Genomic DNA, 14420 nt, shown 5'->3' on the forward strand with positions numbered 1-14420 from the left:
GGATGACAAATGACTGATTATAGAGTTATCCGAAGGCCAAGGGTAAAGGTGCGGGGATTGGGATAAGAGAAAAAATCGACCCCACTTTTAGCCAGATTATCGCCACCAGTACTGCCCTCGGGGTCATAGCCCGGATAGTGAGTGAACGTGTATAGGTTTGTCACGTCGGCATAGACCGAAAGTGCCTGTAGTTTCAATTTACCGATCGTCTTTGCCGGAAATGTGTAGGACAGATTTACATCCCGAATGCGGGTATAGGAGCCATCGAACAGGTATTTGGTCGTTCCGGCACTGAAACCATAGGCATAGTCGTTGCGAATGGCCCGTGTGTATACTCCGGCCCCCGGATTGCTGGCCGAACGCCAGCGGTCGGCAATTAGGGCCAGTTGGTTTTGTACACCCGCATCGTTCAGTGATACCTCTCCGCCCTGGAAGTAGATCTGGTTACCGGATGTACCGTTCAGACTAATGCTCAGGTTGAAATTTCGGTAGCTGAATCGGTTACCCAACCCCCACGTAAATTTGGGCCAGGGGTTGCCAACAATGGTTTTGTCGGAGGTATTGATTGTGCCATTTCCATCCACATCCTGAAAGCGATAGTCGCCGGGCTGTACGTTTGGATTTTGCTTTGGGCTACTTTTGACTTCTTCCTGGGTCTGGAAAATTCCCAGAATATTGAGTAGCCGGAAACTGGAAATTGGATAGCCAACCTGGGCAACCTGATAGTCGGAGGTAACAATTCGGGCGGCTTCGGAGTTGAGTGCCAGCACTTTATTGCGATTCCAGCTGATGTTAAAATCGGTGCTCCACTGAAAAGGGCCTTTCACTAGGTTTTGTGAGTTTATGGTTAACTCAAGCCCTTTGTTTTCGACTTCACCAATATTCTGAACCGAACTGCCAAAGCCCGATGCCGATGGCAGCGTTACGTTTAAGAGCAGGTCTTTTTTGTGAGCCCGATAGGCATCGAACGTGAACGACAACCGATTCTGAAACAAAGACAGATCTAATCCAAGGTTAGTCTGCTTCGACAATTCCCAGGTCAACATATCGTTTGCCAGACTTGAGGGCACAATACCGGGTACAATTTGCCCATTGGCAACCGTACGGGATACACTCAGCAAGCCCTGAGTAGCGTAGTTGGGAATCAGGTTATTGCCGGCAATCCCATAACTGGCCCGTAGTTTCAGGTCGCTGATAAAACCTGCCGATTTAAGAAAGGCTTCGTCCGACAGGCGATACGCCAGCGATACCGACGGGAAGGTGCCCCAGCGATTTTTGGCCCCAAATCGTGAACTGCCATCCTGCCGAATGGTAGCTGTGAGCAGGTATTTTCCCGCGTATGTGTAGTTGACGCGGGCCAGCCACGACATCATAGCCCATTGGCTGATATAGTTGGTTCCGCTCGACACCGTTCCGGCAGCCAGGTAAGGCACATAATCGGTCGAAAAACCCGTTGCCCCTGCCTGGAGAATTTCGTCGGAATTTTTCTGAATGGTATACCCTGCCAGCGCATCGACATCATGCTGGCCAAACTTATGCCGATAATTGATAGTGTTCTCGTTTAGCCAGTTCAGACTTTTGATTTCAGTAGAACCAGCCGTAGCCTGCCCGGTCCGGCTGGTTGCCAACCCTACCTTCGACGATTTCCAGAGCCGGGTTACATTGTTCGAATAATTGACGCCAACCGAGGTTTTCAGTACCAGACCGGGAGCCAGTTCATATTGCAGATAATTGTTGGTAAACACGTTGGAGTTATTCCGTTTGTCAGAAAATTCAGCGGCAATAACCACCGGGTTTTCGACCGGAATTCCCGTTGGGCTCGAAAATTCAGAATAAGGCGTTCCGTCGGGGTTATAGACCGGAATGGTAGGGTCACTGGCTAGAGCTGCCGAAATCAGCCCCCGGTATTGCAGATGCCCTTCGGCCCGTGCGAAATTGCCGTATGAATACGCTCCCGAAAACGAAGCACCTATTTTGAGCCGTTCGGTCAGATGCGCATCAATGTTGGTTCTAAGGGTGAACTTGTTGAAATCGGAGCCGATAATAATCCCTTTGTTGGTATAATAACCACCAGATATATAGTAGCTGACATCTTTGCTGGTTCCGTTGGCCGAAAGCTGGTAGTTCTGCACCATGCCTTTTCGGAAAATAACGTCCTGCCAGTCGGTGCCGTAGCCCTGATTGGCAAATTGCTCAGGGGTTCGAAATTCGGGTTTTACCTGCGTAGCCGTACTGCGCACACTGTTCGGGTCGGTGGCTTTGCCGCCCGCCAGAACCCAGGCATTATCGCGACCTTCAGCCACAAATTCGGCATACTGACGGGGCGATAGCAACTTCAGTTTTTTTGCCAGTTCCTGCACGCCCGTCGAGTGTTCGAAACTGATGGTTGGTTTGCCTATTTTACCACGTTTGGTTGTAATGATAACGACGCCATTGGCACCACGCGACCCGTAAATGGCTGTTGCCGAGGCATCTTTCAATACCTGAATCGATTCAATATCAGCCGGATTGATGATGCTGAGTGGATTAATCCGATTCGTAGAACTGCTACTGGCAATGCCGCTGGCCGAATAGGAACTCGACGCAAAGGAGCTAAGGTCCGAACCGCCACCGCCCGTACCAATGGCATAACCGTCCACAACATACAAAGGAGAATTTCCACCCGTAATGGAACTGATGCCCCGCACCACTACGTTCACGTTCCCTCCCGGCGCACCTGAGGTTTGTGTGATTTGTACGCCTGCTACTTTACCCTGCATCATCTGGTCGACACTGGTGGCAGAGGGAACGGGCACAAGATCCTTGCTGGTTAAGTTGACGATGGAGCCCGTCAGGTCTTTTTTGCGTTGTGTGCCGTAACCAACTACGACCACGTCCTGCAATTGCTGCTGATCGGTTTTGAGGGCTACGTTCATGCGGGAACGATTGCCAACGGCGAGTTCCTGAGTACTGTAGCCGATAAAGCTAACGACCAAGGTTGCACCCGTCGACACGCTCAGTTTGAAATTACCACTGGCATCTGTGGTTGTCCCGTTTGTTGTCCCTTTTTCGGTTACAGTTGCGCCAACGAGCGGTTCGCTGTCTTCGGCCGCGGTAATCGTACCACTCACTACCAGCCTGGGCGATTGCGCCATCAATCCATGCGCAACACCCAGTACGCTCAACATACTGCCAATCACCAGCAGTCTCAGGTGATGAAATAAAAAATGGTTCATGGGTAAAGAGAATTAAGGTTTAAGACGTTTTGATAGGTAAGCCTGAAACGTGAAGAATGGAAAGCAGGTCTAGTTAGTATTTGTGTTCAAGTAATTGATTTACAGTGCGTTTTTCTGTTTTTGCTTCAGTGTTTACGCTTCATTCTGCACTAGCCATTGGAAATAATGACCGATTCGACTTTGAGGTAGCTGGCGATTTTCTGGATTGTTTGGGCATGATGCCCAACACCCAGCGCAAAGTGGTGAGTTGGGCCCTCACTGATCCACCGTTTGAGGAAGGTTCGAACGTCTGGCTTGAAAAAACCCCGGGTGTTGGTGTTGCCCGTGGGAGGAATCGGCCCTGCAATGGATTCGCCCTCGGCGATGATGAATTTGATCTTACCCTCATAGGTCGAGCTGATACTCAACATAGTGATTGGCCCTTCCTTTATTTTGAACTCAACACCTGCGCCAAAACCGGGTTTGCCGTGATATTTCTTCAGGCTCCGAAGCACCGGCTGACCTTCGGCAATAGCGATATTATGTGGCCCATCATGCCCCACCAGCACAAAGCCCTCTTTGAAATCGACAGGGTGGAATTCGGCGAAACTTCCTCCGATACCCAGCCGCTCCATAATGAGCATGGCAATACAGGTTTTCAAATCTGACTCGCCACACATGGGAAAACCAGCCCCCTGAAGCAGTGAATTTCCCACAATCAGGTTCGACATCACAATGCGCGTGTCGCTGCCATCGGGCCCGTCGTAGTAGTAGGCTAATCCATCCAGCTTTTTTGTTTTGATAAACCGTTCGAGCGCAACCGTTGCCTGAGCTGCTGTATGCAGGTCGGCATCTCTTAGCTTTTCGGAGATTGGGTCAGAAACCGGGTCTGGAGTATCGAAAAAAGCAAGAATGCGCTCTTTAACCGCCGTAATTTCGGCCTCGGTTGCTTTCTGATAGTGTGAGACAATTTCGTGTGCCTCACACTGCACAATATGCGCTCCGAAATGAGCCGTCAGCATCGTTGAGTCGGAATGCATATCGAGCATGGCTTCAATAGGGTGCCCTATATGACCGATTCGTGCGGTTTTCAGGTCGTGGAGCACGGCTGCAATCCGGCAATATTCCTCAATTTCGGCATCGGCTACTGCATCGTCGTGCAGGGTTCCAATGATCAGATTCGGAACTTTTTTGCCCATTCGCACCGCAACCCCGGCAAACTCGGGCAACGAGCAGATGTCGTCGTTATACAACTGCATGTAGGTCGATGCCCGACTATAATCCATTGCCTTATCGGGCTGGAGCGCAACCAGCACAATAGGTATTTCAATGCTTTTAATAATAATCCCGAACGTACTCGATGTTGCGTACGTGAGCATATCGCAGAAAATCAGATCGAGATTGGCCGCGTTAAGTTTTGGTACCAGTTCATAGGCTTTGGTAGCATCGTCGACCAGTCCGAATTCAATGATTTCGGCCGAATCGAGGGCTTCTATCTTCTGCATAAAGGCGGCCTTCTTTTTCATCATATCGTCCAGTAATCCATCGAACTGGCCCCAATACTTGAAATAGCCTACACCGAAGACGCCAATTCGAGGTCGTGTTTTTTTTCGTTTTACACTGCCTGCTTCATAGAGCGAAATGCCGTTCGGAGAATAGTTTTCCATAATTATAGTTTAAGCTTTTGTTAAGTCTAGTTAGTGCACTAAGCTGCTTTCGACATACTGACAGCGCACGGATTATCCGGAAACTGATACTTTTCTACCACGGTGTATAATCAGTAAACTAGTGATGAAAGAGCGTTTTTCTGCACACCATCCAGTGCCAAAGATGTCAGAAACTAGCCGTTAGTCATCACTAGCGCATGGGTAACGGCCTGACATTGTAAGGCTAATATCCAATGGCTGGCACTGAGCAACTTTTTGAGATATATTCTGTAAATCAGTGGGTTATGCGTTCCGTTTTAGCTTCTGTTAACGAATTCAGGTTCAGTGGCATTATTCTGGGAATCAGCAGGATGAGTAAACCAAAGGCGAATGGGTAGAGGAGTCCTGAGGCTATCCAGAGTGGTCGATACGAATACTGGGCAATCACGACACCCATCAGCGGATTGACGAGTAACCCCGACACGGCGCCTGCTGTACCCGATAACCCTACTACTGTAGACGTGGCTTTTTTTCCGAACATATCTGAGATCGATGTAATGTAGTTGGTAATCCAGAACCCATGCGCAAACATGAATACGGCCATCAGGGCAACTGCTATATTGACGGACGAAACCCATTCAATGGCAGGTGCTGCCAACGTTAAAAAAGCGGCAATGCCCATTATAGTTTTTCGGGCTTTATCAACCGAAAAACCACGGCTCATCAACTGACCAGAAAACCATCCTCCAAGTATATTGGCAACGCCCAAGGCCAGAAACGGAATCCAGAAAAGCTGTCCTATGGCTTCAAACGGCACGTTCCGAACCGAGCTAAGGTATTTAGGAATCCAGAACATCATGAAATAAAACACTGGGTCGAGCAAAAAACGGATAACAATAAATACCCAGGTTGTTCGGTTTTGCAGTAACGCCAGAAACGATACACTCACCGATTGAGTTACTTCCGGTGTATCATCCTGGCTTAACGGCTGGTTTTTCCAGGGAATAATTAACCAGACTGCGACCCAGGCAATGCCAATCAGTCCGGGTATCAGGAAACCACCTCTCCAGCCATAATGTGCCGATAACCAGATTGTTAATGGGGGTGCTACTACAGCGCCAATGGCCGATCCACCAATGGCAATGCCATTGGCCAAGGCCCGTTCCTCTTTACCGAACCACCGATATACTGTCCAGGCCGCACCGGGAAAACAACCTCCTTCGCCCATACCCAGAAAGAACCGGTAGGTCAGTAGTTGCGTAAACGAACTCATTGTTGCATGCAGGCTGTTCGCTACCGACCATACTCCAACAGAAAGCGCCAGCCCGATTTTGCCACCAACCCGGTCAATCAGCCAACCGCCAAGCGTAAACATGATGGCATAACTGATCAGGAAACTGGTGTTGATCATCCCATACTGTATGTCGGTGAGCTTGAATTCTTCCTGAATCTTGATGATTGCAATCGATAACACCTGTCGATCCAGAAAACTAAGACCGGTGGCGATAAACAGCAGGAACGCAATAAGCCAGCGTAGGGTTGAGGTCATTAACTTAACGCACTAAGTTGATGAGGGCAAAGGTATAAGCAATCGTATGTAAATTGCAAGAGTGATGGTATTTTTTTGTAAAGAAATTGGAATAATTCACCAGAACCGGTAGAGTAATATACTTTGATTGACTATGAGCAATGATAGGGCGTGGGGATGAGTGAAATTTATCCGATTGACCCCAAAAGTAGCGGGCGTTCAAGTAGGCAAGGAAACACTCCTTGCCTACTTGAACGCCCGCTACTTTTGGCTTATTCTCAGTTATTCTGTTGCCAGGAAGATGCGCCGGTCTCGCAGAAATGCGGCAATCCAGACCAGTATAATGGGCATGAAGGCATTGAGCGGTGTGCCGTGCGACAATTCAGTTGCTAAAGCGCCTGCGAAATAACACGATAACAGCACAAAGCCGATCTTCATCGTTTTAGGATATAGAAACAGGAGGGCAAACACGATTTCCATAGTACCTAATCCGATGATATAGGAACCTACCCCGACCTTGTTGAGAGTCTCAACAACTTCGGCCGACTGCATAAATTTCATAACGCCACTCAGGATTACCAGGCCAGCGGCCAGAGCCGTCATGACTATTGTCAGAATTTTTTTGATTTTGGGATTCATCGCTCACAGATAATTAGGTTGTTTTTATTGTCGATTGACTAAGCAAACGTACGGTAACTAACTATCACTTTGTAAGTGGTATCCTAAAGGATAGTGCTATTGTTTGGTATACCGACTATCAGATTGAGGGCCTTGTCGTATCTTCATACTGGCAAACGCAACGAGTTGTATGAAACCTGACAATCGCATCAGGATGCGGTTAAAATGAAAAGACCTATGAGCACTGTCGATGGTATTGAAGAGCCTGTTTTTTCGGCCTGGGGACCCAAACCGGCTTCGGCTCACGAGTGCAATCAGAGCCTGCAAGCGGTTCAGGATGCGTTATATGTGCTGAATGGCAAATGGAAACTTCCCATAATTATTGCCTTGGACAATGGAGCCAGCCGGTTCGGTGAGATTCAGCGAGCCGTTAACGGTATTACGCCACGGGTGCTGAGTAAAGAGCTTAAGGATCTGGAAATGAATGAGTTTATTGTTCGGCGCGTATACCCAACCACACCTGTTTCCATCGAGTATGAATTGACCGATTATAGCGCGACCTTACAGGGTGTTACTGAGGCTCTGCGAAACTGGGGTATACAACATCGGGAGCGCATCCTGAAGCGAAACTAGTAGATCGGACATAGGTAAGTCCGATCTGATGTTGGGTAGTTGGAGCGTACCGAAATCGTTAGTTTGCTTTGAGCAGATCTATTTTAAAGACCAGAATGGAATTGGCCGGAATGCCGGGTTGCTCCATGGAGCCGTAGGCCAGACTTGGCGGTAAATAGAGCGTAATGCTGCCGCCGGGAGCAATGAGCGGTATGCCTTCCTGCCAGCCTACAATAAGCTGATTTAGTCCAAAACGAACATCGTTGCCAGAATCAAAACTGGAGCCATTGGTTAGCTCGCCCCTGTAGTTTACACTTACTTCTGAACAAACAGTTGGTTTAGCTCCGGAGCCGGGTTTCTGAATGGAGTAATAAAAACCACGCTCATCGGCTTTAGCATCAATTTTGTTCGACTCGATAAACTGTTTTAGCTGGTCAATTTCGCCCTGGGGAGCTTTTTCGGTAACGGGTGCCGACTCGCAGGGGCCCCGCGACTGGCAACCGGCCAGCACGAAAACGAAAGCCAATGCGATTCCCAGATTTAGTTTTATTCGTTCCATCATAACAAGCAAGTTAGCCCTTTTCCTGGAAAATTTGTTGGGGTAAAGATTACTTTCATAAGACCGAGGCTCCTATTGCTAATTATCAACTTTGCTATACTGGCCTTCATAGAATCATTGGCAAAAAACAATTCTGTAAACCACCGGAGTCCTTTAATTTTCTTTAGCCGTTGTCCAGGAAACAGGAGCCGCACTACCTTTCCGATAATTAATTTTTTGTAGCAACCATTTGTTATTGCCTGCTGATGCAGCTTCTATAAGTCCATAAACCAGGCCTCCAAGTGCCCCATACATATATGCCGCTGGTACTAAACTATGGTGAGATTTATTCACCTGAGGTCGCCAATAATAAAAGTCGCCCCCTTTCTTCAAAATCTTGAAGAAACCTAATGGCGTAGCCCTAAGCAAAGTAGTACCATCGGAAACAGCATATAATCCCGTAGAAGGTAACTTGGTTTTATTTTTTCGTTTCTCATCCCATATATAAACCCGGAAGCCATTTTTACGCTCCTCAATAGATAGTTCGGCCGTTACGCCAGGTGTATTTTGTTTAAATTCTTTGTAATTTTTGTAAAGCCCCACTGACGGATGGTCCGTTTGGTACATAGGTAATTTCATTTTTTCCAGACTATCTAAATAGTGCAATTGCTTAAACGTATATTTTTCGGCATCGGTATCTAAGATAGGTTGCTTCTCTGCGGCTAATTGAGATATTTTACAGAACTGTTCACTAATAGATCGTAGTAATTTCTTCGTTACGTCTAGTCCTTTTACTGTATACAAACTGTCGATGGCCACTATTTCTGAATATTGATCTGACTGCTTACCAATAAACAATCGCAGGGATAAACGAAACCGTCCAATTTCGGTCATATTATCTATAGCCTCACTAATGAACAATTCATTGAGTATTAGCACTAAGGGCAATGGATTCGAATTAGCAGACTGATCGATAAAAAAAGCGGCAAGGCTGTCTGTCAATTCACCATTGAATACAACCTTCACAGGCTTATTTAATGCACCTTTCTGAACAATACCAATCATCTGTTTCCCACTTGAGTCTCTCTTATCAATGACTTTTACAGTAGCAAAACCAGACAATCTTCCCTGACAGTTGTGTATTAATTCTAATTCTTTCTGCTGACCGTAAGTTTGATTTATTATACAAAAGAAAAAGAAGACATAAATTAACTTCATAAGACCTCCCTAAAAGAAAAAGAAATAAGTAAACTTAAATATATATTAAGGCACTAAATATAATAACAAAATAATTATTCTTTCAAATCTTGAAGAGTAAAATTACGTTAGAAACAATTATTATTTTTTAGTGATTACCCATTCCGAATGCGCTTATACAGGCGAATGGCCAGCATCAATATAATCATCAGCGCCAGCAGCCCAAGCAGGCCCCATAGCATATTCAGGGCGTCTTTCAATACTACCAGAAACACAATGGCAAACAGGAAGAGGGTAGCTACTTCGTTCCAGATACGCAGTTGATTGGATGTGTACCGAAATTCGCCCCGCTGTTCCTGCCGAAAAAGGGCATGACACAACCCGTGGTAAGCATAGAGCCCGGCAACCAGAACGAGCTTATACACCAGCCAGTCAGGAGTAGAACCGTAGTTATACCAGGTATTCAATCCCAGTAGCAGGGTGATAATTGCCGATGGCCAGGTGATGCCGTACCACAACCGGCGTTGCATAAGCAGCAATTGATTCAGAAGAACACGTCGACCCGGTTCTGCTTCCTGCCGGGCCTCGGTAGCATAAATAAAGAGCCGGGGAATATAAAACAGACCTGCAAACCAGGTCACGACGAAAATAATATGAAGCGCTTTGCTGTAATAAAATGCCATCGTTAATGCGTTTACGGGAAGGGTTTATGGTTGCGCTGCTTATTAGCATATACCTTCCCGTGCAGCGCAACTATAAACCCTTCCCGTACAAAGTTAAGCAACAGGCTCGTTTTGCTGCGCTTCCAGATTAACGGGCTGCATTTTAGGGGTGAACAGGTGCATAACCAGCCAGGCCAGCAGATAAGCAGAACCGCACATCAGGAAGATGATGCCATAGCCGCCCTGTAGGTTTCCGGCCTGTTTGTAGCTATCCAGTATGCGGCCAACTATTTCCGGGAAAATGATTCCTCCAACAGAACCTGCCATGCTGCCAATACCGACAATCGAACTAACGGTCCGCTTGGGAAACATATCCGAAGCTGTCGTGAAAATATTGGCACTCCAGGCCTGATGGGCAGCTCCTGCCAGACCAATCAGGGCCACTGCTCCCCAGATTCCCGGACCAAAACGAACCGCAATAACGGGCACAACCAGTACCGCAAAAACAAGCATTGATGTTTTACGCGCTTTCCAGACACTCCATCCCCGTCCAATCAGCCAGGACGACAGGTAGCCGCCACCAATACTTCCAATACTTACCAGCGTATAGAGCACCGCCAGATACATATTTGGTTTTTTGGTATCGAGATTGAAAGTAGTCGAGAAATAATCCTGTAGCCAGAACAGAAAAAACCACCAGATAGGATCGGTAAGCATTTTGCCAAAAACAAACGCCCACGTTTGCCGATAGCTCAATAGTTTCGCCCAGGAAACCGATTCTCCATGATCGGCCACTTCGTCGGGCGTATGTTCGTTATCACTGTGAATGTAGTCGTACTCTTCTTTCGACAAGCGAGCCTGCTTTGAGGGGATTTCGTAGCTGAAATACCAGAAAATCAGCCAGATAAACCCTACGGCACCTGTAGCAATGAAGGCCATTTCCCAACCGTAAACCCCCAGAATCCAGGGCACCACAATAGGAGCAATAACGGCCCCTATGTTCGCTCCTGAATTAAAAATACCAGTTGCCAGTGCCCGTTCTTTCTTTGGAAACCATTCGGCTACGGTCTTGATGGCAGCCGGAAAATTGCCTGCTTCGCCCAGGCCCAGGCCAATTCGGGCAAAAATAAAGCCGAGGGTGCTGCTGGCCATGGCGTGCCCCATAGCCGCTATGCTCCAGAAAATAATGGCAATGGTGTAGCCTAGCTTCGTTCCAATCCGATCAATGAACCGACCAAATAATAACAGGCCAACGGCATAAGCAGCAGAGAAAACCTGTACAATTCGGCTGTAGTCAAGTTCCGACCAGTTAAACTCCTTTTCCAGGGTCGGTTTCAACAGGCCCACAACCTGTCGATCGAGGTAGTTGATGGTTGTAGCAAAAAACAACAGTGCTACGATGGTCCAACGGTAACTTCCAATGGGTTTATTCATGCGGAGTAGAAATGAAAAAAATGCGGGTAGGACTTTTTTTTCCGGCAGGTGTATTTGGCTGGTATCCGACCCGGAGCCACTACCGGATTAGGTTAGCTGGTTAACGGTAGAAAAGCCAATCGGGCATAGCCATTACTTATTCATAATAACTTCGTCCCGGTAAGCCAATTCTCAATAGGCTTACCGGGAAGGGCCAAATCAGACCAGCAACGAGACTGGTTCGTTACTGAAGCCAAAAAATGTCTTGGCGTTACCATAACAGATGTTCTGAACAACCTGACCAATCCATTCCATATCGTCGGGTAGTTCGCCATTTTCGATATCGTTCCCGAATAGGTTGCACAGAATTCGACGGAAGTATTCGTGACGCGGATAAGACAGAAAACTGCGTGAATCTGTAAGCATTCCTACAAAACGGCTAATCAGTCCCATATTCGAAAGAGTATTCATCTGGCGTTCCATACCCTCTTTCTGATCCAGAAACCACCAGCCAGAGCCAAATTGGACTTTTCCGGCCACCGACCCATCGTTGAAATTGCCAATCATGGTAGCCATCAGCTCATTATCGGCCGGATTGAGGTTATATAAAATCGTTTTGGCCAGCTTATCCGTACTGTCGAGCCGGTCGAGGAACCGGGCCAGAGCTGCTGCCTGCGAAAAATCACCAATGCTATCCCAGCCCGTATCGGGACCAAGCTGACGTAATTTGCGGCTGTTATTATTGCGTAGGGCACCCAGATGAAACTGCTGTGTCCAGCCCTTCTCCCAGTCCAGTTCGGCCAGATATACGAGCATCGCCGATTTAAATTGCAGGATTTCCTGCATATCGAGTACGTTGCCAGCCCGGATTTTATCGAAAATGGTCCGAATGTCGGAAGTCCGGTATTCTTCGGCATAAATCTGCTCAAGGCCATGGTCCGACAATTTGCAGCCCATGGCAGCAAAATAATCATGCCGTTGCCGAAGGGCTTCCAGGAAATCTTCGAACGTGGTAACCGACACATCACTGGCCGATTCCAGACGGGTAATGTATTGATTGAACAGTTTTGGGTCTTCAACGGCCATTGCCTTATCGGGCCGGAAAGTTGGCAGAATCGTTATTTCGAAACTACCACCTGCCATTCGTTCGTTCAGCAACTGTTGATGATATTCCAGCGAATCGACCGGATCATCGGTTGTACAAACGGTCTCCACATTCATCCGCCGAAGCAGATTGCGCACCGAAAACTCGGGCGTTTGTAGTTGTTCGCTGCATATATCGTAGATACGACGGGCGCTATTCCCATTCAGAATTTCATTGATACCGAAATACCGTTGAAGCTCCAGATGCGTCCAGTGATACAACGGATTGCGAACGGTATAGGGAACGGTTTCGGCCCATTTCTGAAACTTGGCGAAATCGGATTGGTTGCCGGTACAGAAGCTTTCGTCAACACCATTGCTGCGCATGGCCCGCCATTTATAATGATCGCCATAGAGCCAGATGTGGGTTAGGTTATTAAACTGACGATTTTCGGCGATCTGATCGGGCGGTAAATGGCAATGGTAATCAATAATGGGCATCGACTTGGCAAATTCATGATAAAGCTGCCGGGCCGTTTCGGTCTGCAATAGGAAGTCGTCGTTCAGAAAGGGTTTTTTCATCTGAATAAAAAGCCCCCAACCCCAAAGGGGCGTTTAGAAACCGGGTATTCATACCCTGGGGGTCTGTGTGAGTATGAATGGTTCATATAAAATACTTGACTAACTGAGAGAATGAGCGATTAAGATTAATCAGGATGTCTTTTATATAGAAACTTTTAAAGATATTTATTCACGCAAACGTTATCGGGAACGTTACCGGTTTTCTTTTTTCCGCTTATAGCGTTATATTGAAAAATCTCCCATAAGTTGCCATCAATGCCAATCTGCATTTCATGAATTTATACTCTTTTGTATTTTATCAATAGCTACCTTGGATACAGTAACCATTAAAGATATTGCCCGTGCCTTAAATCTTTCAACCTCGACGGTTTCGCGAGCGTTGCGGGATAGTTATGAAATTAACCCGGAAACTAAACGGCTGGTCACCGAATATGCCGAACGGCTCAATTACCGCCCAAACCCAATTGCCCTGAGTTTAAAAGAAAACAGGAGTCGGGTCATTGGGGTTATTGTTCCTCAAATTGCCAATGTTTTCTTTTCACAGGTTATCAACGGTATCGAAGCGGTGGCCTATAGCCGAGGCTATCATGTTATTATTTTCCAAAGCCATGAATCCTACGAACGCGAAGTAGCAACGGTTCAGCAGGCAGTTGCCCGCAAGACCGACGGGCTGCTTATTTCGCTGGCCAGCAATACATTCGACATTGCACATCTTCAGCACCTTCAGGAAAAAAAACTGCCCATCGTTCTTTTCGATCGGATTTCGACATCACTCGATGTTCCCTGTGTGACAGCCGACAATTTTATGGGGGCTTTTTCGGCCACCGAACACCTCATCAAGTCGGGATGCCGCCGGATTGCCCACGTAACGGTACCTCCGCACATTTCGATAACCCAGGAGCGGCTGGCCGGCTACCGGGCCGCGTTGGATACATACGGAATCCCCTACGACGAAAACCTCATTCGGCACGTTGAATTTACCAACAATGAAGTATTGCCAATCATTGATGAGTTACTCGACCAATCGCCCGATGCATTGTTTGCCGCCAGCGACCGGCTGGCGCTGAACTGCCTGGCTGCCCTCAGGAAACGTAATATTGCCATTCCAGAGCGTATTTCGCTCATAGGGTTTACTAATATTACGGTGGCTGATTTGCTGGCCCCAGCCATGAGCACCGTTGAGCAACCCGCTCTGGAAATTGGACAGGTGGCGGCTGGGCAGTTAATCGATCTGATCGAAGGCAAGCCGAAAAATACGCCGTCAAATCCAGTGCGCATTCCAGCCCGATTGATGATTCGTTCCTCAACGCATCCGGTTTCTAATTAGTTATTGGTCATTAGATAATA

At 47.4% G+C, this 14420-nt stretch carries 11 protein-coding genes; 2 read left to right on the forward strand and 9 right to left on the reverse strand.

Going from position 1 to position 14420, the window contains the following annotated elements:
- Window positions 1–17 precede the first annotated feature (17 nt).
- The 4 genes from WBJ53_RS15135 to WBJ53_RS15150 all read right to left on the reverse strand — a co-directional run bounded on the left by WBJ53_RS15135 (window position 18) and on the right by WBJ53_RS15150 (window position 7007).
- Window positions 18–3215 (reverse strand): TonB-dependent receptor, encoded by a 3198-nt coding sequence (locus WBJ53_RS15135; RefSeq protein ID WP_338876989.1) that lies wholly within the window; start codon window positions 3213–3215, stop codon window positions 18–20.
- A gap of 149 nt (window positions 3216–3364) precedes the next feature.
- Window positions 3365–4861, reverse strand: a complete 1497-nt coding sequence (locus tag WBJ53_RS15140) for an L-fucose/L-arabinose isomerase family protein (protein ID WP_338876990.1) — start codon at window positions 4859–4861, stop codon at window positions 3365–3367.
- Between the two features lie 274 nt (window positions 4862–5135).
- On the reverse strand, window positions 5136–6389 hold the full coding sequence (locus WBJ53_RS15145) for an MFS transporter (protein ID WP_338876991.1): 1254 nt from the start codon (window positions 6387–6389) through the stop codon (window positions 5136–5138).
- Window positions 6390–6650: 261 nt separating this feature from the next.
- Window positions 6651–7007 carry a DoxX family protein gene (locus tag WBJ53_RS15150; RefSeq protein ID WP_338876992.1) on the reverse strand — a complete coding sequence of 119 codons (357 nt, stop codon included), beginning with the start codon at window positions 7005–7007 and terminating at the stop codon, window positions 6651–6653.
- 216 nt (window positions 7008–7223) lie between these two features.
- Between WBJ53_RS15150 and WBJ53_RS15155 the strand changes: the two genes are divergently transcribed.
- Entirely contained in the window at window positions 7224–7619 is a 396-nt protein-coding gene (locus tag WBJ53_RS15155) for a helix-turn-helix domain-containing protein (RefSeq protein WP_338876993.1), read from the forward strand.
- Between the two features lie 58 nt (window positions 7620–7677).
- Here the strand turns inward: WBJ53_RS15155 and WBJ53_RS15160 are convergent, their stop codons facing one another.
- From WBJ53_RS15160 to uxaC, 5 genes are all read right to left on the reverse strand, one after another.
- A complete protein-coding gene (locus WBJ53_RS15160; protein ID WP_338876994.1) occupies window positions 7678–8160 on the reverse strand; it encodes an FKBP-type peptidyl-prolyl cis-trans isomerase in 483 nt (160 codons plus the stop codon).
- Window positions 8161–8310: 150 nt separating this feature from the next.
- Window positions 8311–9354 (reverse strand): hypothetical protein, encoded by a 1044-nt coding sequence (locus tag WBJ53_RS15165; protein ID WP_338876995.1) that lies wholly within the window; start codon window positions 9352–9354, stop codon window positions 8311–8313.
- 134 nt (window positions 9355–9488) lie between these two features.
- Entirely contained in the window at window positions 9489–10016 is a 528-nt protein-coding gene (locus WBJ53_RS15170; RefSeq protein ID WP_338876996.1) for a CopD family protein, read from the reverse strand.
- Window positions 10017–10109: 93 nt separating this feature from the next.
- Window positions 10110–11429, reverse strand: coding sequence for an MFS transporter (locus WBJ53_RS15175; protein ID WP_338876997.1), 1320 nt, complete (start codon window positions 11427–11429; stop codon window positions 10110–10112).
- Between the two features lie 198 nt (window positions 11430–11627).
- Window positions 11628–13073 (reverse strand): glucuronate isomerase, encoded by a 1446-nt coding sequence (gene uxaC, locus WBJ53_RS15180; protein ID WP_338876998.1) that lies wholly within the window; start codon window positions 13071–13073, stop codon window positions 11628–11630.
- Window positions 13074–13383: 310 nt separating this feature from the next.
- Between uxaC and WBJ53_RS15185 the strand changes: the two genes are divergently transcribed.
- On the forward strand, window positions 13384–14400 hold the full coding sequence (locus tag WBJ53_RS15185; protein WP_338876999.1) for a LacI family DNA-binding transcriptional regulator: 1017 nt from the start codon (window positions 13384–13386) through the stop codon (window positions 14398–14400).
- Window positions 14401–14420 lie beyond the last annotated feature (20 nt).

Source organism: Spirosoma sp. SC4-14 (genome assembly GCF_037201965.1).
GTDB lineage: Bacteria > Bacteroidota > Bacteroidia > Cytophagales > Spirosomataceae > Spirosoma.